Consider the following 20112-nt stretch of genomic DNA (forward strand, 5'->3'; position numbering starts at 1 on the left):
GGTTGAGCACCGTGCCTGACAGCAAGGATCTGGCCCTGGCCCGGGTGGGCGTGGACCGGGCGGCGCACCACCGCTTCGACGAGCCCTGGCTCGCCGCCGCGTGGAGCCACCCCACCACCAAGGTGCTGCCGATCTCCGGCGGCGAGGCCTTCGTGGTGGACACCGAGAACGGCGCCGAACTGGTGCTGCTGCCCTCCTTCGAGGCGCCGCAGACCGGCGACCGCTACTTCCTCGGCACCGACGAGGACGGCGTCTCGTACTTCGCCCTGGCCGGCGAGAGCCTGCCCGGGCGGCTGGACGGCGACGCCCGTCCGGCCGGACTGCGCGAGGTCGGCGGCACGCTCTCCGACCGCGACGCCGGCCTGCTGGTGCACGCCGTCGCCCTGGAGCACTGGCACCGGCTGCACAGCTTCTGCTCGCGCTGCGGACACCCGACCGAGAAGGCCGGGGCCGGGCACGTCCGCCGGTGCACCTCCTGCGCCGCCGAGCACTACCCGCGGACCGACCCGGCGGTGATCATGCTGATCACCGACGAGCAGGACCGCTGCCTGCTGGGCCGTCAGGCGCTCTGGCCGGAGGGCCGCTGGTCCACCCTGGCCGGGTTCGTCGAGCCCGGCGAGTCGATCGAGCAGGCCGTCCGCCGCGAGGTCGTCGAGGAGGCCGGCGTCCGGGTCGCCGAGGTGGAGTACGTGGCCAGCCAGCCCTGGCCGTTCCCGTCCAGCCTGATGCTCGGCTTCCTGGGCAAGGCCGACCCGGCCGGCACCGGGATCACCGTGGACGGCGAGGAGCTCTCCGAGGCCCGCTGGTTCTCCCGCGAGGAGCTGGGGGCCGGCATGGCGGCGGGGGAGATCCTGCCGCCCTCCGGGATCTCGATCGCCCGGCACCTGGTCGAACTCTGGTACGGCGAACCGCTGCCGGCGGCCGCCCGCTGGTGACCGCGGACCGCTGGTGACGGGTGCCCGCCGGTGACGGGGGGACCCGGTACCGGCGGAGAATTCGGGGCGCGTGGCCACGGCCGCGCGCCCCTTTCTGCTGCCCTGCTACCGGACGTCCAGCCAGCAGCTGACGGTCTTCCCGGTCAACCGGGTGGTCACCGTCCAGCGCTGGCAGAGCGCCGAGACGATGGCCAGCCCGCGACCGTTCGAATCCTCCTCGGAGGCCTCCCGCATCTGCGGCATGGCCGGGCCGAAGTCCGCCACCGAGATCTGCAGCGCGGAATCGGTCAGCGTCAGCGTCAGCGAGACCGCCCCGCGGCCGTACCGCACGGCGTTGGTGACCAGCTCGGACACCAGCAACTCCGCACTGTCCGTCAGGTGCGGCGCACCCCAGGCGGCCAGGGCCGTCCTGGTCAGCCGGCGCGCCCGGGCGACGTTCGGCGGCTGCGGCGGGAAGCTGGCGGTCGCGCACCAGGCGCCGCGCTCGGCGGACGTCAGGACGCGGTCGGGGCGCCGGGTGGCGCCGGAGGAATCGGTGGTCTCGGCGCCACGGGCGCCGTGCCGCTGCGGGGTACTGCTCACGGGCATGGGTCCGCCCCCGGGGGTGTGCGTGGAGAGAATGTTCGACTGCAAATGCAGCTGGACGGGATCATGGTCCAAATCCCCAATCCCGGCTCATATTGGCGGGTTTAGCTGAAATGGCGCAAGCCGGATCGCTACATTCACTCGCGTGACAATCCCCCGAGGCAGCGCACCCTCCCCCAAGTACCAGCGCCTCGCGGCCGACCTGCGCCGGCGCATCGAGGCGGGCGAGTGGCAGGGCGGCGCCCAACTCCCGGTCGAGGGCGAGCTGGAGCGGTACTACGGTGTGGCCCGCAACACCGTCCGGCTCGCCGTCGACGTCCTCGTCAACGAAGGCCGCCTGGTCCGGCACCAGGGCAAGGGCACCTACCTGAGGCAGCAACCCGTCCTCGACCACCAGGCGTACGCCCCGCCGCGGGTGCCCGGCCAGCGCGACCCGCTGGCCGCACCCACCGAGGTGTACGCCCGGGAGGCCCGCGCCGCCGGGCGGCGGCTGGTCGCCGACTTCGAGATGCTCGTCGTCCGGGCCCGCGAGGACATCGCCGAACGGCTCGGACTGGCCGCCGGGGAAGCGGTGGTGGTGCGCCGTCAGCTCAGATTGACGGACCGCGAGCCCTACTCGATCGAGGAGAGCCACTACCGCGCCGGGCTCGCGGCCGGCACCGCGCTGATGGAGCCCGTGCCGGTGCCGGGCGGGGACGAGGAGGTGCTGGCGGCCCTCGGCCGCACCGAGGTCGGCGGGGTCGACCACCTGGTCGCCCGGATGCCCGGCCCCGAGGAGGCCGCCTGGTTCGAGGTCGGGCCCGGCACCCCGCTGCTCGTCCAGACCCGCGTCACCTACGACCGCCGCGGACCCGTCCGGGTCATCGAGACCCGCTATGCGGCGGACCGCTGCCGCCTCCACTACGCCCTCGGCGACCTGACGGCCCGGGGATGACCGGGGGCAACCGGGGACGACCGGGACCCGGGGAGAACTGCGCGAAACGGAAGGCGCTTTCCCGCGCTCTCGCCGCGCAGTAATTCGCACACCGAGAGTGTGGGGAGGTGGCCCTAAAAGCGGCAGGCCGAATTGGCGCACGGAATTCCGTGAACGCCTGCGCCTTCCGGATGCGCGCAGTCCGTGCGCCCCCGACGGGGCGCTCCCGGTGGCGCCGTCAGACCAGGGCGGCCTGGACCTGGCGGAGGCTGGGGTTGGTCATGACCGTCTGCTCGCCGGCGGCGGAGACCACGACGACGGTCGGGACGGTCTGGTTGCCGTTGTTGACCGACTCGACGTAGGTGGCCGACGCCGGGTCCTCCTCGATGTTGATCTCGGAGTAGCCGATGCCCTCGCGGTCCAGCTGGCTCTTGAGGCGGTTGCAGTAGCCGCACCAGGTCGTGCTGTACATCGTGACGCTGCCGGACATGGCTGAGGACTCCTTCGGAGAGGGGGGAGTGCGGTCGTGGCTTTCAACCGGCCGCACCCGTCGGGCATTCCAGGCACCCGGCGCGTGATTCCCACCACACGCCCCCGGTGCGCGCTGATCATCCGACCATCCCGCCGTGGCTGTGGACAACCCGCCCCGCCTGTCGGCGGCCCCTGCCAGGATGTCCAGGGTGTCCCGGGTGTCCGGGATGCCCGGCACGAGGCCGGGTGAGGACGCCCGCCGGGCTGAGAGGATGGAAGGCATGCAGGAAGAGCTCTTGGGTGCCTTCGGCCCGTACGAGACCGCCGGTGCCGGCCCGGGCGGCGGGCAGGGCGCCGACTCCGTGCTGGCCGGGCTCGACCCGGAGCAGCGCGCCGTCGCCACGGCCCTGCACGGCCCGGTGTGCGTCCTCGCGGGCGCCGGCACCGGCAAGACCCGGGCGATCACCCACCGGATCGCGTACGGCGTCCGCAGCGGCGTCTACCAGCCGCAGCAGGTGCTCGCGGTGACCTTCACCGCCCGCGCCGCCGGCGAGATGCGCGGCCGGCTGCGCCAGCTCGGCGCGGACGGCGTGCAGGCCCGGACGTTCCACTCCGCCGCGCTCCGCCAGCTCCAGTACTTCTGGCCCCGGGCCGTCGGCGGCGAGGTGCCCCGGCTGCTGGAGCGCAAGGTGCAGCTGGTCGCCGAGGCCGCGGGCCGCAGCGGCCTGCGGGTCCAGCGCACCGAGCTGCGCGACCTCACCGCCGAGATCGAGTGGGCCAAGGTCACCCAGATCGTGCCGGACGACTACCCGACGGCCGTGGCGAAGAGCAGCCGTGAGGCCCCGCGCGACCCGGCCGAGATCGCCAAGGTGTACGCCACCTATGAGCAGACCAAGCGCGACCGCGGGGTGATCGACTTCGAGGACGTACTGCTGCTCACCGCGGCCATCCTGGAGGACCGCCCGGAGATCGCCGAGCGCGTCCGCGCCCAGTACCGGCACTTCACCGTCGACGAGTACCAGGACGTCTCCCCGCTCCAGCAGCGGCTGCTCGACCAGTGGACGGCCGGAGGCGCCAGCCTCTGCGTGGTCGGCGACGCCAGCCAGACCATCTACTCCTTCACCGGCGCCACCCCGGACTACCTGCTCGGCTTCCGCACCCGGCACCCGGAGGCCACGGTGGTGAAGCTGGTCCGCGACTACCGCTCCACCCCGCAGGTCGTCCACCTCGCCAACGGGCTGCTCTCGCAGGCCCGCGGCCAGGCCGCCCAGCACCGGCTGGAGCTGGTCTCGCAGCGGGAGGCGGGCCCCGAGCCGGCCTTCAAGGAGTACCCGGACGAGCCCACCGAGGCCGAGTCGACCGCCCACCTGATCAAGGACCTGCTGGCCACCGGCGTCCGGGCCAGCGAGGTCGCGGTGCTGTTCCGCACCAACAGCCAGTCCGAGGTGTACGAGCAGGCGCTGGCCGACCTCGGCATCTCGTACCAGCTGAAGGGGGCCGAGCGGTTCTTCGAGCGGCCGGAGGTGCGCGAGGCGGGCGTCCTGCTCAAGGGCGCGGCCCGGGCCGCGGACGACCCGCTGACCGCCGAGGCGCCCGACCTGGCCGCCCAGGTCCGGGCCGTGCTGGCCACCCGCGGGTTCACCGCGACCCCGCCGGCCGGGTCCGGCGCGGTCCGGGAGCGCTGGGAGTCGCTGGCGGCCCTGGTCCGGCTGGCCGAGGAGTTCGAGGCGGGCCGCCGGGCGGCCGGCGAGCGGGCCGACCTGGCCGCCTACGTCGCCGAGCTGGACGCCCGCGCCGCGGCCCAGCACGCCCCGGCCGTGGAAGGGGTCACCCTGGCCTCGCTGCACGCCGCCAAGGGCCTGGAGTGGGACGCCGTCTTCCTGGTCGGCCTCACCGAGGGCACCCTCCCGATCATCTACGCCAAGACCGACGAGCAGGTCGAGGAGGAGCGCCGGCTGCTCTACGTCGGGGTCACCCGGGCCCGCCGGCTGCTGACCCTGTCCTGGGCCCTGTCCCGCTCCCCGGGCGGCCGGGCGAGCCGGCGGCCCACCCGCTTCCTGGACGGCCTGCGGCCCGGATCCGGTTCCACCGGGCCGCGCGGCCGCGGCGGACAGGGCGGCGTCGAGGCGGGCGCCGAGCGCTCGGCCGCGCGCCGCTCCCGCGGCCCGGTCAAGTGCCGGGTCTGCGACCGGACGCTGACCGAGGCGGTGGAGCGCAAGCTGCGCCGCTGCGAGAGCTGCCCCTCCTCGATGGACGAGGCGCTGTTCGAGCGGCTCCGCGAGTGGCGGGCCGCCCAGGCCCGGAAGCAGTCGGTGCCGGCGTACGTGGTCTTCACCGACGCCACCCTGATGGCCATCGCCGAGGACGCCCCGGGCAGCCTGCGGGACCTGGCGGCGATCTCCGGGGTCGGCGCGATGAAGCTGGACAAGTACGGCGCCGACGTGCTCTCGTTGTGCGCGGGGGAGGATCCGGAGCTCGTTGGCGAGCCCGAAGAGGAGCCGGTCCAGAACTCGCCGGAAAAATAGTTTGCGCGCCGTGTACGAGGCGCAATAGCCTGCCGGAGCGGTCAAGGGGACGCGATCGCACTGCCCGCAGAGGGTCTCCTTCTGCGTGCCCGACCATAAGACCAGCATTCGGAGCCCGGGGGACTGGGCACCGCGAGACGCCGAGAGGAGGCGAGGACAGTGGAAACCATCATGACGATCACCGAAATGACTGGCCAGACCGTCTTTGCCATGCCCTCGCGTGCCCTGCGCTCGGGCGTCGTCTCCCTGTTCGGTCTGGGTCTCGGCAACACCGGCCTGTCCGTCGCCACCCCCTGCAATGTCAGTGGTCTGGGCAACGATGAGGCCACCCGTGTCGAGACGGGTCTGTCCCTGGGCTGGGCGTTCGACGGCGGCGATGAGCTGCGTGACGAGCGACCGACCCAGGCACCGAAGGCCGTAGTTGCGGTGGCCAAGCATGGCCACTATGCAGCCGTCGTCGGTGCCGGAGCCGCCAAGCAGGAGCAGCAGATCAAGCAGGCCGAGGCCGCCTTCGCAGGCGCCAAGGCCATCCGGATGCGGGCCTTCCGCGGGCCTGAACCCTGGAGCGAAAGTACCTGAGCGACACTCAGGTCTGTGCCTCCAGGGCCGCGGAATCCCCCACCACCGGGATCCGCGGCCCTTCTGTTTTGTCCGGTACGCAAGACCCACCAAGGCCCTCCGGGGCCTCCGGTCCAGCCCACCAGTCAGCTGGACCGGATCCACTGAGAAGACGAGGAAGACGCACACAGTGTCCACGGTCATCACACCGCCCCTCCCGTCCGTACCGACCGACAAGACCATCAAGGCCGACCAGGCCGACCCCCCGGAGGTATCGCTCATGCAGCTCACCGCGATCGACGAGGCCGCCGCCCAGGGCGCCCCCATCCCCTGCCGCTCCTTCGACCCGGAGGTCTTCTTCGCCGAGACGCCCGCCGACGTCGAGTACGCCAAGTCGCTCTGCGGCACCTGCCCGGTGAAGGCGGCCTGCCTGACCGGTGCGCTGGAGCGCCGCGAGCCCTGGGGCGTCTGGGGCGGCGAGCTCTTCGTCCAGGGTGTCGTCGTGGCCCGCAAGCGGCCGCGGGGCCGTCCGCGCAAGACCGAGGTCATGGCGTGAGCAGCGCCGGAATGACCTCCTCCCACGGAGTCGCAGCCGTCCGACGGGGAGAGCAGCCCCCGCTGGACGACATGCTCCGCCGGTCGGTCCGCATCGCGGCCGCCAAAGCGGACTCCGCCCACTCCCGAACCACCCCGACGCACCACGAGCAGGACCACCACATGACCGCCGCCGCCATCGATCCGACCGTCCGCGCCGAGCAGACCAAAGAACTTCAGATCCAGAACAGGACCCTCGAAATGCATCTCCTCCAGGAATCCCTGGCCCGCGCCCATATGCAGGAACGGCTCCACGAGGCTGAGGAGCAACGCCTCGGCCTGCGTGTCCTGCAGGCCGCCAAGCTCAAGCGGAAGGCCGAGCGCGCCTCGCTGCGCGCCCGCAAGGCGCTTGCCGTCGCCCTGATGTGACGGTCCGTCGGGCCGGTGCGCCGCCGTGCGGACGCCGAGCCGTTTGAACAGTGATGGCCGCCCCCTTCCGGAAGGGGGCGGCCATTGCCGCGTTCGGGGGTCGGAGCCGCAGGGCCCGGTGAGGCCCCTGATGGGGCGTCCGGCGAGGTGTCCGGTGGAGTGCCCGAGTGTCCGAGTGCCCCGGGCGTGGCGCCTGGTGGAGGGTCAGCTCTCCTCCAGGACCTCCTCCTCGGCGAAACCGGGCAGCCACTCCAGCATCTCGGCCCGGAACGGCGCCTGGGCCCCCAGCTGGCAGAGCACCCCGATGGTGGACAGCGTCACCCGGTGGATCAGCAGGTACGCCGGCGGCAGGTTGAGCTGCTTGCCCAGGTTGTACGCGGGCGAGCGCGGGTCGGCGATCCGGGCCGCCTGGGCGCGCATCCAGGCCCGGGTGAAGTGGAAGCTCTCCACGGTGGCCGGCTCGATGATCGGCAGCAGGTAGTCCAGCACCGCGTCCGGATCCAGCTCGATCGAGGGCTTCACGAAGCCCTCCTCGCGCAGCATCTCCAGCACCCCGGCGGCGTCCCCGGCCAGGGCCATCCGCAGCGAGTCGCCGATCGGCAGCGGCAGGCCGCCGGGCAGCCGGTCGACGGTGCCGAAGTCCATGACGCCGAGCCGCCAGCCCTCCGCCGGGCCGTCGTCCTTGAGCAGCCGGAAGTTGCCCGGGTGCGGGTCGGCGTGCAGCAGACCCGTCCGGGACGGGCCCGCGAACAGGAAGCGGGCCAGCAGCTGCCCCGCGCGGTCCCGCTCCTCGCGGGTGCCGCGGGCGATCACCTCGGCCAGCGGGGTGCCGCCCATCCACTCGGTGACCAGGACCCGGTCGGCCTGGGCGACCACCCGCGGGACCCGGATGTCCGGGTCGTCGGCGAACTCCTCGGCGTGCCGGCGCTGCGCCTCGGCCTCCAGCTCGTAGTCCAGCTCCTCGGCCACCCGCTCCCGCAGCTCGGTGATCAGCGGCTTGACGTCCAGCCCGGGGATGAGCGGGCCGAGCAGCCAGGCCACCCGGCTGAGCTGGGCGAGGTCCGAAAGCAGGGCGTCCCCGGCGCCCGGGTACTGCACCTTGACGGCGACCTCGCGGCCGTCGTGCCAGACGGCCTTGTGGACCTGGCCGATCGAGGCGGCGGCCGCCGGACGGTCGTCGAAGGCCCGGAACTCGTCGCGCCAGCGATGGCCGAGGTGCTCGGCGAGGACGGCGTGCACCTTGGCGGCGGGCATCGGCGGGGCCGCGTCCTGCAGCTTGGTGAGCGCGGCCCGGTACGGCCCGGCGACCTCCTCGGGGAGGGCGGCCTCGAAGACGGACAGCGCCTGCCCGAACTTCATCGCCCCGCCCTTGAGCTCGCCGAGGACCTTGAACAGCTGGTCCGCGGTGGCCTGCTGGAGCTCGGCGGTGACCGTCTCCGCCGAGCGGCCGCCGATCCGGCGGCCCAGGCCGAGGGTGGCTCGGCCGGCGATCCCGAGGGGCAGGGCTGCCAGCCTCGCCGTCCGGGTCACTGCCTTGCGCGGAAGATCGCTCACCCATGGCCTCCCTGTCCGACGCCCGGCGTGGCACCGGACCTTGGTCACTAGGCCATTGTGCCCGCTCCCCCTCGCGCGTCCGACGAATAATCCGACTCCCTTTCGGACGGGGCCTCCCGGCCCGGGCGGATGACGCGGGCTCCCGGGGGGACCGAAGTACCGAAGGAGCCAAGGACCGCCGGCCGGCCGCGCCCCGGCCCCACGGCTCCGGTCAGCCGCCGCGGACCGTCTCGACCGGGCCGGGCCGCGGTCGGGGCACCGACTGCCACTGGCACCCGCAGTCGGGGTGGCTGGGCAGCCGCAGCCGCCGGGTCATCCCGTCGGCGGCGGAGAGCTCGCACCAGCCGTCCACGCTGGGCGGCAGCACCCCGTCCAGGTAGAGCCCGACGTGCAGGGCGGCCAGGCCCGCCACGGCGGTGGCCAGGGCGCTGTCGCAGGCGGGATCCCGGGCCCGGCCCGGGCCGTCCGCGGCGAGCTGGGCGAGCAGCCGGGGCCAGGCCTCGTCCTCGTCCTTGCGGGCGAGGGTGGCGCAGCTGCCGCAGGAGGAGACCCCGGGCACCACCAGCGGACCGACCACCCCGAGGTGCTCCAGCACGCCGACGTAGAGGTGCGGGACGCCGGCCCGCATCAGCTCCTGGGCGTCGGTGGGCAGGCCGGTGAAGGAGCCGCTGCCGTCTCTCGGGGCCAGCACCACCAGGGCGGGCGGGGCGGTTCCGGCGGGCGGCCGGCGCCGGTACCGCTCGACGGCGGTGTTCCCCGCGGCGCGCTGCACCACCTCGCGGGCGGCCGTCGTCCGCAGCCGGCCGACCTCGGTGGGCGGGAGGCCGGCGGGGGAGCAGTCCCGGGCGGTGACCCGGCCGCGGTCGGTGACCTCGACCTCGCCGACACCGCCTGCGGCCAGCACCGCGCCGATCGCCGCCCCCACCCGCCCGGCGCCGCGGACCTCCACCCGGGACCGGGACCGCCCCTGCAGGACGGCCGCGGCCTCGCCCGGGGCCGGGTGGACCAGGGAGAGCGAGGCGAGATCCGGGGCCAGCAGCTCCTGCCGGGGGCGGGAGTACCCGGCCAGGGCCAGGCCGGCGGAGTCGGCGTCGTCCAGCAGCTCGCCCTCGGCCAGCGATTCGAGCAGTGCCTCGCAGAAGCCCGGGTCGAGCCCGAGCCGCAGCCCGGCGGCGACCAGGGCCGGGCCGTCCCGGGTGCCGTCGATCAGCTCCAGGAAGGCGGAGACCGCCTTGTCCACGTCCTCGACCACCCGGGCGTGCCGGCGGACGGCGCCGAACTGGAGCGTCCGCCTGTCGCGCCAGAGCCGGGCGAGGGCGGGCTTGAGAGCGGGTCGGGTGACAGGGCGCACGACTACCTCCGAAGGCGCTCGGAACGCTGTGGCTCCAGCAGCATGCCCGATCCTCGGAGAGCGGCGAAGCCGGTTATCCACAGGCGCTGGCCTATGATCCGACTATCCGTCCGCACACCCTGTGGATAACTCGACCGTCGCGGCCGGACAGCCACCGCCACGGGGGCCTTCCGGCCCGGCAGTCGGGTTCTGTCGGATCGACCGGGTAACGTCGTGTGCCATGGCAGCCGAACCGGACTCCCAGCCGCCGGCGTCGCGCCGACGGGTCCGTCCAGCCTCGGGGCCCGGCTGTGCGACGCCCGGTACGCGTGCACGCCCCGGCCCGGCGCCCCAGGAGGCCGCCGCGCCGCCCGCCACGGAGCCCGTCCCGCTCGACCACGCCACCGTCGAGGTCCGCCGCAGCGCCCGCCGCAGCCGGACCGTCTCCGCCTACCGCGAGGGCGACCGCACGGTGGTGCTGATCCCGGCCCGGATGTCGCACGCCGAGGAACAGCGCTGGGTGGCCCGGATGCTCGAGAAGCTGGCCGCCCAGGAGAGCCGCCGGGTGCTCGGCGACGACGCCCTGGCCGCCCGCGCCCGCGAGCTCTCCGCCGCCTACCTGGGCGGCCGCGCGGCGCCCCAGCAGGTCCGGTGGGTCACCAACCAGAACTCCCGCTGGGGCTCCTGCACCCCCAGCGAGCGCACCATCCGGCTGTCGCACCGCCTCCAGGGCATGCCCGAGTACGTGATCGACTACGTGCTCCTGCACGAGCTGGCCCACCTCCTGGTGCCGGACCACGGCCCGCGGTTCTGGGCGCTGCTGGAGGCCTACCCGCGCACCGAGCGGGCCCGCGGCTACCTGGAGGGCGTCGCCTCGGCCGCCCGGCTGCCGCACATCCCCGGCGCCCGCGGCCTCGCCCCCGGCGCCGCCGCGGAGGAGTCCGAGGACTGCGGCTGACCGGTCCGGGCGCGCGGCCGCACGGCGACGGCTCGCGGGTTCCGGGCTGACGGGCCGCCGGGTCGGGCTGACGGGCCGCGAGGTTCGGGCCGACGGGCCGCAGGGTCGGTGGCCGTCCGGCGAGGACGGCCGAGGAGGCGCTCCGCAACCCTCCTGCCGCGGCCGGGTGCTGAGATAGGGTCGCCGCCATGACCAGGGAACTCCCCAAGGCGTCCCGCATCCGGATCAGTGAGCTGACCGCCAGCGCCGAGCTGTACCTCGGCGTGCACCTCACCGCGCCGGGGCTGGCCTTCGACATCAGCTGCTTCGGTCTGGACGCCGACGAACGGCTGAGCGACGACCGCTACTTCGTCTTCTTCAACCAGCCGGCCAGCCCGGAGGACTCCATTCGGTTGCTCGGCGCGCAGGACGGCGACACCGAGTCCTTCCGGGTCGCGCTGGACCGGGTGCCGGAGGGCATCCACAAGCTCAGCCTGACCGCGACGGTGGACGGCGACGGCGTGATGTCCCAGGTCGCCGCCGGCCACGTCCGGATCGTCGCGGACGGGGCCGAGGTCGGCCGGTACGCCTTCACCGGTGCCGAGTTCAGCACCGAGCGCGCCGTGATGCTGGCGGACGTCTACCGCCGCAACGGCGAGTGGCGGTTCGCCGCGGTGGGCCAGGGCTTCGACGGCGGCCTGCGGGCCCTGCTGGAGAACTTCGGCGGCGAGGCCCTGGAGGAGGACGAGCCCGCGCCCGTCCCGGTCCCCGAGGCCGCGTTCACGCCCGCCGCGGCGCCCGCACCGGCACCCGTCCACGCGGCCCCCGAGCCCACCCTGGTCGTCCCCGCCGCGCCGACTGTCCCCGCCGCGCCGGCCGTCCCCGCTCAGCCGGGTCCCCCGCCCGCCGTCCCGGCACCCGTCGCAGCGCCACCGGCCGCCGCGTTCCCCGCGGACGCGACCGTGGTGGCCCCGATGCCCCTCCCGCCGCAGCCCGCCGGCGCCCGGATCACCCTCACCAAGTACGCCGAGGTCCCCGACCAGGTCGGCTGGGTGAAGCAGAGCGACAACCTGGTCCGCTTCTCGCTCACCAAGGGCCAGGACGTGCTCGCCCTGCAGGGCAGCATGGTGGCGTACCAGGGCCGGGCGGACTTCGCCCACGAGGGCTCCGGCGTGCTCCGCAAGCTCACCGCCAACCTGACGGGCCAGCAGCTGAAGCTGATGCGGGTCTCCGGCGAGGGCCAGGTGTTCCTCGCCGACGAGGCCTGCGACCTGCACGTGGTCCGGCTGGAGGGCGACTCGCTGTGCGTCAGCTCCGACCGGGTGCTGGCCTTCGACGCCGGGCTGGAGCACGAGGTCCGCCGGATCGAGGGCGAGGGCCTGCCGGGCGGCGGCTTCTTCACCCTGCAGTTCAGCGGCCACGGGACGGTGGTGGTGAAGACCAGGGGCATCCCGGTGGTGCTCCCGGTCACCCCCGCGCCGGAGACCTACGCCGACATCCACGCGCTGGTCGCGTGGTCGCGCGGCTCCCAGGTGATCACCACCGCGCCGGTGCGGATCCGCCGGTCGGCGTACGCGGGCCACGCGGCCGAGTCGTACAGCCTCCAGTTCCGCGGCGCCCCGGGGAACTTCATCGTCGTCCAGCCGTACGAGGTCTAGGGAGAGCCATGGAGCGGCAGATCCTCAGCGGTGGCGGCCTGCTGGACCAGTTCCAGGCCGTCGCCGGCAACGAGCGGATGAGCAACCACGGCGCCACCATGTGCCGGGTCGCGGTGACCGCGGACCGGGACGTGTACGCCAAGGCCGGCGCCATGGTGGCCTACGACGGCTACCTGCAGTACGAGCCCGTCCCCCAGTCCCTGCGGCGGGCGCTCGGCGAGTGGGCCTCCGGCGAGCGCAGCCCGCTGCTGCGCTGGTCCGGCGACGGCGCGCTGTACCTGGCGGACCTGGGGGCGGACGTGCTCAACCTCCATCTCGCCGACGAGCAGCTGTCCGTCAACGGCTCGCACCTGCTGGCCATGGACGCCACGCTGTCCTGCAGTGTCGAGAAGGTCAAGGGGCCGGCCCTGATGGCCGGCACCGGCCTCTACAACATCACCGTCGGCGGCTCCGGCTGGGTCTCCGTCACCTCCCGGGGCGTGCCCGTGGTGCTGGACTGCGCCGAGGCCGAGACCTACGTGGACCCGGACGCCCTGGTCGCCTGGACCACCGGCCTGGAGATCAAGGTCCGGCGCACCGTCAAGGTCGGCTCGCTGATCGGCCGCGGCAGCGGCGAGGCCGTGCAGCTGGGCTTCAAGGGTTCCGGGTTCGTGGTCGTCCAGCCCAGCGAGGACACGTCCGACCGTCTGAAGATCCGCGGCTGAGGAGCCATCCGTGCAGAGCACCCTGCTGTCCCACACCGCCGTCGAGGGCACCGACCGCTACACCCTGCAGAACCCGCAGATGCTCCGGGTCGCCCTGAACGGCCGGTCCGAGGTCCTCGCCCGCTCGGGCGCCATGGTCGCGCACACCGGGCGGATGTCCTTCACCGGCTGGCGCCCGCCGACCCAGCAGAACAACCGCCGCAACCAGCCGGGCGGACAGCCGCGCCAGGCACGGGACGTCCTCGACCTGATGCGCTGCTCCGGCACCGGCACGGTCTACCTGGCCAACCTCGCCCAGCACCTGCACATCCTCGACCTCTCCGGCGAGGGACTGGTGGTCAACAGCGGGTACGTGCTGGCGCTCGACGCCACGCTGAGCTGGCGGGCGGTGAACATCGAGAACGGCGAACGGATCGCCGGGGTGGGCGGGCGCAGCCTGGAGTTCACCGGCAGCGGGCACCTGGTCCTGATGACCTCGGGCCGCCCGCTGGTGATGCGGGTGCAGCCCGGGCAGTTCGTCTACGGGGACGCCGACGCGGTGGTCGGCTGGTCCTCGGGGCTGGAGGTGCAGCTGCAGGCACAGAGCAGCAACACCGAGGCCTGGCGCCGGCGCGGCACGGCCACCGAGGGGTGGGAGCTGGCGTTCACCGGCGAGGGGTACGTGCTGGTGCAGCCGAGCGAGCTGTTGCCGCCGCGGCGGTGACGCGCCGGGCAGGTCGGGTGCCTGTCGGCTGCCTGTCGTGTGCTGAAGGAGCGGGGAACGGCCCGGGAGGCGGGAGGTGCGATGCCGTACCTTCCGCCTCCCGGGCCGTTCTCACGCTGCCGGTGCCCGGCCGTCGTAGCGACTCAGGCGGTGAGCTCGCGGGCCAGGGTGACCAGGTCGCGGACCGAGGGGTCGGTCGGCTCGGGGAGGGCGTCGTAGGCGAACCAGCGGAGGTCCAGTGACTCCTCGCTGATCAGGGCCTCGGCGCCGGCCGGGGCGACGGCCACGTACTGGACGTCGAGGTGGGTGTTCTCCGGCCGGTCCTTGCCGGCGCAGCGGACCTGGTGCCGGTCGAGCTTGACCGGCACCGGTCGTCCGTCGACGCCGAGCAGCTCCAGCCCGGCGATGCCCGACTCCTCGGTGGCCTCGCGCAGGGCGGCGGCCGCCAGGGTCGTGTCGCCCGGCTCACAGTGGCCGCCCATCTGCAGCCAGCGGCCTACCTTGGGGTGCAGGGTCAGCAGCACCCGCCCGGCGGACGGGTCGACCACCACGGCGCTGGCCGTGATGTGGGCGGGCAGGCAGGCGCGCCACAGGCCGTCGGGCCGGTCGGCGAGGTGGTCGAGGTAGTCCAGGCGCAGCCGCTCCTGGCGGTCGTCGGCCACCGTCCAGTCGCTGAGCGCGCGGACGGCGTCGGTGTGCAGGGTGGTCACCGGCCGGACCCGTCCTTCCCGTTCGACTCGCCGTCCGCGTCGTCCCCGGCGGCCTTGCCGTCGCCGGCGCCCGCGTCGCCCGCGGCGCCCTTGTCGTCGGCGCCGGTCCGGCCCTGGGCGGCCTCACCGAGCAGCTTGTCCAGGGCGGCGAAGTCGATGCCGCCCTCCAGGCCCTCGCCGGAGCCGCGGTGCACGAAGCCGTCCGGGTCGTCCAGGTCGGCGGCGGTGGGCAGCATGTCGGGGTGGCTCCAGAGGGCGTCGCGGCCCTCGACGCCTCGGGCGTCGGCCAGCGAGGCCCACAGCCGGGAGGCGTCCCGCAGGCGGCGCGGGCGCAGCTCCAGGCCGACCAGGGTGGCGAAGGTCTGCTCGGCGGGGCCGCCGGTGGCGCGGCGGCGGCGGAGCGTCTCGCGCAGCGCGGCGGCCTGCGGCAGGTGCGGCTGGGCGGCGGCGTGGACCACCGCGTCCACCCAACCCTCGACCAGGGCGAGCGCGGTCTCCAGGCGGGCCAGCGCGGCCTTCTGCTCGGGGGTGTCCTCGGGCTGCAGCAGGCCGCCGGCCAGCGCCTCCTGCAGGGCCTCCGGGTTGCTCGGGTCGAGCTGGCCGACCAGCTCCTCCATCCGGGAGGTGTCGACCTTGATGCCGCGGGCGTACGCCTCGACCGCGCCGAACAGGTGGGTCCGCAGCCACGGCACGTGGGCGAACAGCCGCTGGTGGGCGGCCTCGCGCAGGGCCAGGTAGAGCCGGACCTCCTCGGCGGGGACGCTCAGGCCCTCGCCGAACTCGGCGATGTTCTGCGGCAGCAGCGCGGCCTTGCCGGCCGGGGCGAGCGGCAGACCGACGTCGGTGGAGCCCAGCACCTCGGCGGCCAGGGCGCCGAGCGCCTGCCCGATCTGGGTGCCGAACATGGCGCCGCCCATCGAGCGCATGACGCCCATCAGCGGGCCGGCCATGGCCTGCATCTCGGCCGGGAGCACCCCGCCCATGGCGTTGCCCACCCGCTCGGCCACCGGGTCGACCAGGTCCTTCCAGACCGGCAGGGTGGCCTCGATCCACTCGGCGCGGCTCCAGGCCACGGCCGTGGTCGAGCCGGAGGGGAACTCGGTGGCCGCGTCCAGCCAGAGCTCGGCCAGCCGGACGGCCTCGGCCACGGCGGTGCGCTCGCCGTCCCCCACCGAGCGGTCCTTGCTCCTGCCCTCGGGCTGCTCGGCGACCACGGTCTGCCGGGCGATGTTCTTGGCGAGGTCCCAGTTCACCGGGCCGCCCTCGAAGGAGAGCATCTGCCCGAGCTGCTGGAAGGCGGCGCCGAGGTCATTGGGGTTGAAGCCGCCCATCATCGCGGCGAAGGGGTTGTCGCCGGCGTTCCCGGCGCCGCCCATGCCGAACAGGGCACCCAGCGGGTTGCCCGTGCCGAAGCCGAAGGCGGGGGGCTGCTGCGGGGTCGAGTCGCCCTGCTCGTCGTCCTTCTTGCCCTTGCTGTTGCCGTCCTCGGGCTCCTCGGGGGGAACTCCGAAGCCGAAGGGGAGGTCACTCACGGGGTCCTCGATCTGGTCGGCCGTCACGCGGGGGGTGTGGCGGGGAGGGGGAGAAGACGGTGCGCCTGGGGGCGATGGTCTCGCGGCCCGACCGCGCCGGTGCACCGCTGGGCCCGCGCCTCGGGCAGGATGGACGGTACGTGACACTCGTACGTACGCACATAAGCTAACCGTGGAGGATGGCCGGTGAGTTCCCCGCCTTCGGACGTTCGCTCTGGGCTGACCGGGGACGAGGACGACCCAGCCGACGCCGGTTCGCCGTCTCCAGCCTACGGCGGGCGGCCCCTGACCGTGGCCGTGACCGGCGCCGCGGGCGTGCTCGGCGAACGGGTCGCTGCCCGGCTGGTGGCCTCGTCCGGCGTCCGCAGGGTGCTGGCCGTGGACGACCGCCGCGGCGACGTCCCCGGGGTGCAGTGGCGGGTCCTGGACGTCCGCGACCCCGCGGTGGCCGAGCGCCTCGCCGGGGTGGACGTGGTCGTGCACCTGGCGATGGACCTGGGCATGGAGTCCGACCCGCGCGCCCGGAGCGCGTACAACGTGCGGGGCGCGCAGACGGTGCTGACCGCCGCCGCGGCCGCCGGGGTGCACCGGGTGGTGCTCTGCACCTCGGCGATGGTCTACGGCGCGCTGCCCGACAACGAGGTGCCGCTGGCCGAGGACTCCGAGCTGCGGGCCACCGAGGAGGCCTCGCTGGTCGGCGACCTGCTGGAGATCGAGCGCCTGGCCCGCCGGGCCCCGCGCGCCCACCCGGGCCTGCAGGTCACCGTGCTGCGGCCCGCCGTGGTGGTCGGACCCGGCATCGACACCGTGCTCACCCGGCACTTCGAGGCGCCCCGGCTGCTGGTGGTGGCCGGGTCCCGGCCGTGCTGGCAGTTCTGCCACCTGGACGACCTGGCCTCGGCGCTGGAGTACGCGGCGCTCGGCCTGGTCGAGGGGGAGGTGACGGTCGGCTGCGACGGCTGGCTGGAGCAGGAGGACGTGGAGGCGCTCTCCGGGATCCGGCGGATGGAGCTGCCCGCCTCGCTGGCCCTGGGCACCGCGGCCCGGCTGCACCGGCTGGGCCTCACCCCGGCCCCGGCCGGGGACCTGGCGTACACGATGTACCCCTGGGTGGTCTCCGGCAGCCGGCTGCACGAGGCCGGCTGGCGGCCGCGGTACACCAACGAGGAGGTGCTGGCCGAGCTGCTGGCGCAGGTCTCCGGCAAGCACGCGGTGGCGGGCCGGCGGCTGGGCGGCAAGGAGGCGGCGACCAGCCTCGGCGCGGCCGGCGCCACGGTGGCCCTGGTCGGTACGGCGGCCCTGGTCCGGCGGGCGCGGAAGCGGCGGCGGTTCTAGCGCGGAGGCGGGGGCGGGGCGGTCTGACGGGACGGTGGGGTGGCGCGGTTCGGAGCCCGGTTTCTCGCGATGTGAAATTTCCCAATCGTGATGCGGAAGCATCTGCCCCCGTCGGGCACGATGGGGAATCATGGTGACCATGTCCGAGTCCGAGAACCACGACCCGATCCGCCTGCTCGCCATCCGTGACACCCCGCTCTCCCTGGACGAGGTGTACGACGCGGTCGGCGACGACGCCGCCGGGGGGACGACGCTCTTCGTCGGGACGGTCCGCGACCACGACGGGGGCAAGTCGGTCGCCGCGCTGGAGTACAGCGCCCACCCGACCGCCGAGAAGGAGCTGCGCCGGATCGCCGAGAAGGTCTGCGCCGACTTCCCGGTCCGCGCGCTGGCGGCCGTCCACCGGGTCGGCCGGCTGGCCATCACCGACAAGGCCGTGATCGTGGCGGTGTCCTGCGCGCACCGCGGCGAGGCCTTCGAGGCGGCCCGCCGTCTGATCGACGACCTCAAGCACCAGGTGCCGATCTGGAAGCACCAGGTCTTCACCGACGGCGAGGAGGAGTGGGTCGGCGCCGGCACCTGCTGAATTCGGTCGCACACCCGCCGTAACCCGGATGGCGCCGCAGCCGTTCTCCAGACGGGCGGTTAATCTGCTCATAGGCACGATGAGCTGGGAGTACGGATATGGCTGCGCTCGCCTGGTTGATCATTCCCGCCGTAGCGGCGATCCTCGCCTCGATCTGGGCGATCTGGGCCGCCCGGCCGCCCCGCGCGGCCACCGATCCCAGCTCGCTGGCCGAGCACGAGCGCTTCCGCGCCGCGATGGAGCGCAGCACCTCCCCCGACAACCGTTCGGGTCGCTGACCCGGGCGGCGTCCGGCCACCCTCTTCCCGTACTGTCGAGCCATGCCACGCCGCTCCGCGACGATGCTCGCCGCCACCCTGCTGCTGATAGGCCTGCTCTGCGTCTCCGTGCTGCTCAAGGTTCCGTACACGGAGATGAGCCCCGGCCCGACGTACAACACGCTCGGCCAGCAGGAGAAGACCGGTGAGCCGGTGATCACCATCACCGGGCACGAGAGCTACCCGGCCGCCGGCAACCTCAACATGACCACGGTCCAGGTCACCGGCGCGAAGTACCAGCCGAGCCTGATCTCCGCCGTGGTCGGCTGGCTGCGCGACGACGTGCTGGTGGTACCGCACGACAACGTGTACCCGAAGGGCCAGACCGACCAGGAGGCCCAGAAGCAGAACGCCGAGGAGTTCGCCTCCTCCGAGGACAGCGCCAAGACCGCGGCCCTCAACCAGCTCGGCATCCCCGTCGGCACCGAGGTGATCGTCTCCTCGGTGGTGGCCGGCGGGCCCTCCGAGGGCAAGCTGCACGCCGGCGACCAGATCGTGGCGGTGGACGGCCAGCGGACCACCGGCCAGGGCAGCGTGGCCGAACTGGTCACCAAGCACCAGCCGGGCGAGACGGTGGTGTTCACGGTCGTCCCGCGGGCCAAGGCCTCCGCCACCCCCAACCCGGCGGACGAGACCACCGTCCCGATCACCACCGGCCGGGCCACCGACGGGCGGGCCATAGTCGGCATCATGCCGGGGACGGACCACACCTACCCGTTCAAGATCGACATCGGGCTGCAGGACGTCGGCGGGCCCAGCGCCGGCCTGATGTTCGCGCTCGGGATCATCGACAAGCTGACCCCGAACGACCTGACCGGCGGCACCTTCGTGGCCGGCACCGGCACCATCACCGACAACGGGCAGGTCGGCCCGATCGGCGGCATCCGGATGAAGCTGATCGCGGCCCGCGACAAGGGCGCCCAGTACTTCCTCACCCCGGCCGACAACTGCGACGACGCCGGCAAGGCCACGCCGAGCGGGCTCACCCTGGTGAAGGTGGAGAACCTGGACGGGGCGCTGAAGGCGCTGGAGAAGATCCGCAGCGGGGACACCGCCGGACTGCCGTCCTGCAAGGCCTGACCGGACAGGGCGGGGAGCGCGGGCCGGACCCGGCGCGACTCCCCGCCCACGGCCCTAGGAGAAGGTGGCGAGCAGGGCCTCGGTCAGGCCCGGGACGAGCTCGGGGCCGGTGAGCACCTCGCGGGCGACGTCCTTCTCACGGAGCCGCAGCGCGATCTCCTTGGAACCGTCCCGCAGCACCGCCGCGGTGATCCGGACCTCCTGCCGCTGCGGGTGCTCGGCCACCCAGGCGGCGATCTCCTTCTCGGTGGCGTTCTTCGGCCGGGAGGCCTCCGCCCCCGGCGGCAGCATCAGCCGCTCGACCACCAGCGCGCAGCCGACCACCTGGTCCGGCCAGGCGATGGTGCCCAGGAACTTGTCCAGCTCCATGCCGGCCGGCAGTTCGTCCTGCTCGACCGGGGTCAGGCCTTCGGTCTGGTCGTCCGCCAGGCCCAGCTGGCGGGCGAGCTTCGGGTTGGCCTTGCGCATCGCGGTGTTGTCCACCAGGGCGAACAGGCGGGCCGGGAGGTCCCAGCCGAGGGTGGCGGCGTACTCGTCGATCTCCAGCGCGGCGCGGGTCAGCGGGGTCGCGGCGGGCAGGCCGGAGGCGGGGGTGTCATGGGCGTCGGACATGCCCCCATCCTCACACGTGCCGGGCACCGCCCCGGTGCACCGCTCACGTGTGGAAGTCAACCCCGAACCGTGGGAACTCGGGTAAAGACGGATTAAGTTGCACT

At 73.9% G+C, this 20112-nt stretch carries 21 protein-coding genes; 14 read left to right on the forward strand and 7 right to left on the reverse strand.

The features are described 5' to 3' along the window. Positions 1-11: 11 nt before the first annotated feature. A complete protein-coding gene (gene nudC, locus ABWK59_RS21440; RefSeq protein WP_354642231.1) occupies positions 12-935 on the forward strand; it encodes an NAD(+) diphosphatase in 924 nt (307 codons plus the stop codon). A 105-nt stretch (positions 936-1040) separates the two neighbouring features. On the opposite strand, the gene ABWK59_RS21445 is transcribed toward nudC, so the two are convergent. Further along, positions 1041-1523 (reverse strand): ATP-binding protein, encoded by a 483-nt coding sequence (locus tag ABWK59_RS21445; protein WP_354642232.1) that lies wholly within the window; start codon positions 1521-1523, stop codon positions 1041-1043. A gap of 142 nt (positions 1524-1665) precedes the next feature. Between ABWK59_RS21445 and ABWK59_RS21450 the strand changes: the two genes are divergently transcribed. After that, on the forward strand, positions 1666-2454 hold the full coding sequence (locus ABWK59_RS21450; protein ID WP_354642233.1) for a GntR family transcriptional regulator: 789 nt from the start codon (positions 1666-1668) through the stop codon (positions 2452-2454). Between the two features lie 217 nt (positions 2455-2671). Here ABWK59_RS21450 and ABWK59_RS21455 read toward each other — a convergent pair whose 3' ends face one another. Next, entirely contained in the window at positions 2672-2923 is a 252-nt protein-coding gene (locus ABWK59_RS21455) for a mycoredoxin (RefSeq protein ID WP_354642234.1), read from the reverse strand. 343 nt (positions 2924-3266) lie between these two features. Here ABWK59_RS21455 and ABWK59_RS21460 point away from each other — a divergent pair, with 343 nt between their 5' ends. The 4 genes from ABWK59_RS21460 to ABWK59_RS21475 all read left to right on the forward strand — a co-directional run bounded on the left by ABWK59_RS21460 (position 3267) and on the right by ABWK59_RS21475 (position 6950). Further along, positions 3267-5429 carry an ATP-dependent DNA helicase UvrD2 gene (locus tag ABWK59_RS21460; RefSeq protein WP_354645045.1) on the forward strand — a complete coding sequence of 721 codons (2163 nt, stop codon included), beginning with the start codon at positions 3267-3269 and terminating at the stop codon, positions 5427-5429. A gap of 159 nt (positions 5430-5588) precedes the next feature. After that, positions 5589-6008, forward strand: a complete 420-nt coding sequence (locus ABWK59_RS21465; protein ID WP_354642235.1) for a hypothetical protein — start codon at positions 5589-5591, stop codon at positions 6006-6008. Between the two features lie 169 nt (positions 6009-6177). Continuing rightward, the gene (locus ABWK59_RS21470) at positions 6178-6543 is read left to right on the forward strand and encodes a WhiB family transcriptional regulator (RefSeq protein ID WP_420492820.1); all 366 of its coding nucleotides are present in this window, start codon (positions 6178-6180) and stop codon (positions 6541-6543) included. Positions 6544-6704: 161 nt separating this feature from the next. Continuing rightward, a complete protein-coding gene (locus ABWK59_RS21475; protein WP_354642236.1) occupies positions 6705-6950 on the forward strand; it encodes a hypothetical protein in 246 nt (81 codons plus the stop codon). Between the two features lie 204 nt (positions 6951-7154). On the opposite strand, the gene ABWK59_RS21480 is transcribed toward ABWK59_RS21475, so the two are convergent. Both ABWK59_RS21480 and ABWK59_RS21485 read right to left on the reverse strand, forming a co-directional pair. Then, positions 7155-8504: an ABC1 kinase family protein gene (locus ABWK59_RS21480; protein WP_354642237.1), complete on the reverse strand. Its 1350-nt coding sequence runs from the start codon at positions 8502-8504 to the stop codon at positions 7155-7157. Positions 8505-8715: 211 nt separating this feature from the next. Then, the gene (locus tag ABWK59_RS21485) at positions 8716-9855 is read right to left on the reverse strand and encodes a ThiF family adenylyltransferase (protein ID WP_354642238.1); all 1140 of its coding nucleotides are present in this window, start codon (positions 9853-9855) and stop codon (positions 8716-8718) included. Between the two features lie 220 nt (positions 9856-10075). On the opposite strand from ABWK59_RS21485, the gene ABWK59_RS21490 reads away from it, so the two are divergent. From ABWK59_RS21490 to ABWK59_RS21505, 4 genes are all read left to right on the forward strand, one after another. After that, positions 10076-10792, forward strand: coding sequence for a M48 family metallopeptidase (locus tag ABWK59_RS21490; protein WP_354642239.1), 717 nt, complete (start codon positions 10076-10078; stop codon positions 10790-10792). A 188-nt stretch (positions 10793-10980) separates the two neighbouring features. After that, positions 10981-12429 (forward strand): TerD family protein, encoded by a 1449-nt coding sequence (locus ABWK59_RS21495; RefSeq protein ID WP_354642240.1) that lies wholly within the window; start codon positions 10981-10983, stop codon positions 12427-12429. 77 nt (positions 12430-12506) lie between these two features. Next, entirely contained in the window at positions 12507-13133 is a 627-nt protein-coding gene (locus ABWK59_RS21500) for an AIM24 family protein (protein ID WP_354645047.1), read from the forward strand. Between the two features lie 10 nt (positions 13134-13143). Further along, a complete protein-coding gene (locus tag ABWK59_RS21505) occupies positions 13144-13836 on the forward strand; it encodes an AIM24 family protein (protein WP_354642241.1) in 693 nt (230 codons plus the stop codon). A 143-nt stretch (positions 13837-13979) separates the two neighbouring features. On the opposite strand, the gene ABWK59_RS21510 is transcribed toward ABWK59_RS21505, so the two are convergent. Beyond that, positions 13980-14546 carry an NUDIX hydrolase gene (locus tag ABWK59_RS21510; RefSeq protein ID WP_420492821.1) on the reverse strand — a complete coding sequence of 189 codons (567 nt, stop codon included), beginning with the start codon at positions 14544-14546 and terminating at the stop codon, positions 13980-13982. Next, positions 14543-16078 (reverse strand): zinc-dependent metalloprotease, encoded by a 1536-nt coding sequence (locus tag ABWK59_RS21515; RefSeq protein WP_354642242.1) that lies wholly within the window; start codon positions 16076-16078, stop codon positions 14543-14545. The genes ABWK59_RS21510 and ABWK59_RS21515 overlap by 4 nt, the downstream gene beginning before the upstream one ends. A gap of 186 nt (positions 16079-16264) precedes the next feature. On the opposite strand from ABWK59_RS21515, the gene ABWK59_RS21520 reads away from it, so the two are divergent. The 4 genes from ABWK59_RS21520 (at position 16265) to ABWK59_RS21535 (ending at position 19396) form a co-directional block, all read left to right on the forward strand. After that, positions 16265-17413: an NAD-dependent epimerase/dehydratase family protein gene (locus tag ABWK59_RS21520; RefSeq protein WP_420492822.1), complete on the forward strand. Its 1149-nt coding sequence runs from the start codon at positions 16265-16267 to the stop codon at positions 17411-17413. Between the two features lie 139 nt (positions 17414-17552). Then, complete coding sequence (locus tag ABWK59_RS21525; protein ID WP_354642243.1) at positions 17553-17999, forward strand: molybdenum cofactor biosynthesis protein MoaE; 447 nt, start codon at positions 17553-17555, stop codon at positions 17997-17999. A gap of 116 nt (positions 18000-18115) precedes the next feature. Then, on the forward strand, positions 18116-18277 hold the full coding sequence (locus ABWK59_RS21530) for a hypothetical protein (protein WP_420492823.1): 162 nt from the start codon (positions 18116-18118) through the stop codon (positions 18275-18277). A gap of 42 nt (positions 18278-18319) precedes the next feature. Continuing rightward, a complete protein-coding gene (locus ABWK59_RS21535) occupies positions 18320-19396 on the forward strand; it encodes a PDZ domain-containing protein (protein ID WP_354642245.1) in 1077 nt (358 codons plus the stop codon). Between the two features lie 54 nt (positions 19397-19450). Here the strand turns inward: ABWK59_RS21535 and ABWK59_RS21540 are convergent, their stop codons facing one another. Next, positions 19451-20008: a PPA1309 family protein gene (locus ABWK59_RS21540; RefSeq protein ID WP_354642246.1), complete on the reverse strand. Its 558-nt coding sequence runs from the start codon at positions 20006-20008 to the stop codon at positions 19451-19453. Between the last annotated feature and the right edge of the window lie 104 nt (positions 20009-20112).

This window comes from Kitasatospora sp. HUAS MG31, from assembly GCF_040571325.1.
GTDB classification, from domain to species: domain Bacteria; phylum Actinomycetota; class Actinomycetes; order Streptomycetales; family Streptomycetaceae; genus Kitasatospora; species Kitasatospora camelliae.

Bases quoted from the DNA above. Each gene is read 5' to 3' on its own strand.
- ABWK59_RS21445 (WP_354642232.1), bottom strand. From the start codon at position 1,523: ATGCCCGTGAGCAGTACCCCGCAGCGGCACGGCGCCCGTGGCGCCGAG.
- ABWK59_RS21490 (WP_354642239.1), top strand. From the start codon at position 10,076: ATGGCAGCCGAACCGGACTCCCAGCCGCCGGCGTCGCGCCGACGGGTC.
- ABWK59_RS21540 (WP_354642246.1), bottom strand. From the start codon at position 20,008: ATGTCCGACGCCCATGACACCCCCGCCTCCGGCCTGCCCGCCGCGACC.
- ABWK59_RS21475 (WP_354642236.1), top strand. From the start codon at position 6,705: ATGACCGCCGCCGCCATCGATCCGACCGTCCGCGCCGAGCAGACCAAA.
- ABWK59_RS21500 (WP_354645047.1), top strand. From the start codon at position 12,507: ATGAGCAACCACGGCGCCACCATGTGCCGGGTCGCGGTGACCGCGGAC.
- ABWK59_RS21525 (WP_354642243.1), top strand. From the start codon at position 17,553: ATGTCCGAGTCCGAGAACCACGACCCGATCCGCCTGCTCGCCATCCGT.
- ABWK59_RS21455 (WP_354642234.1), bottom strand. From the start codon at position 2,923: ATGTCCGGCAGCGTCACGATGTACAGCACGACCTGGTGCGGCTACTGC.
- ABWK59_RS21495 (WP_354642240.1), top strand. From the start codon at position 10,981: ATGACCAGGGAACTCCCCAAGGCGTCCCGCATCCGGATCAGTGAGCTG.
- ABWK59_RS21535 (WP_354642245.1), top strand. From the start codon at position 18,320: ATGCCACGCCGCTCCGCGACGATGCTCGCCGCCACCCTGCTGCTGATA.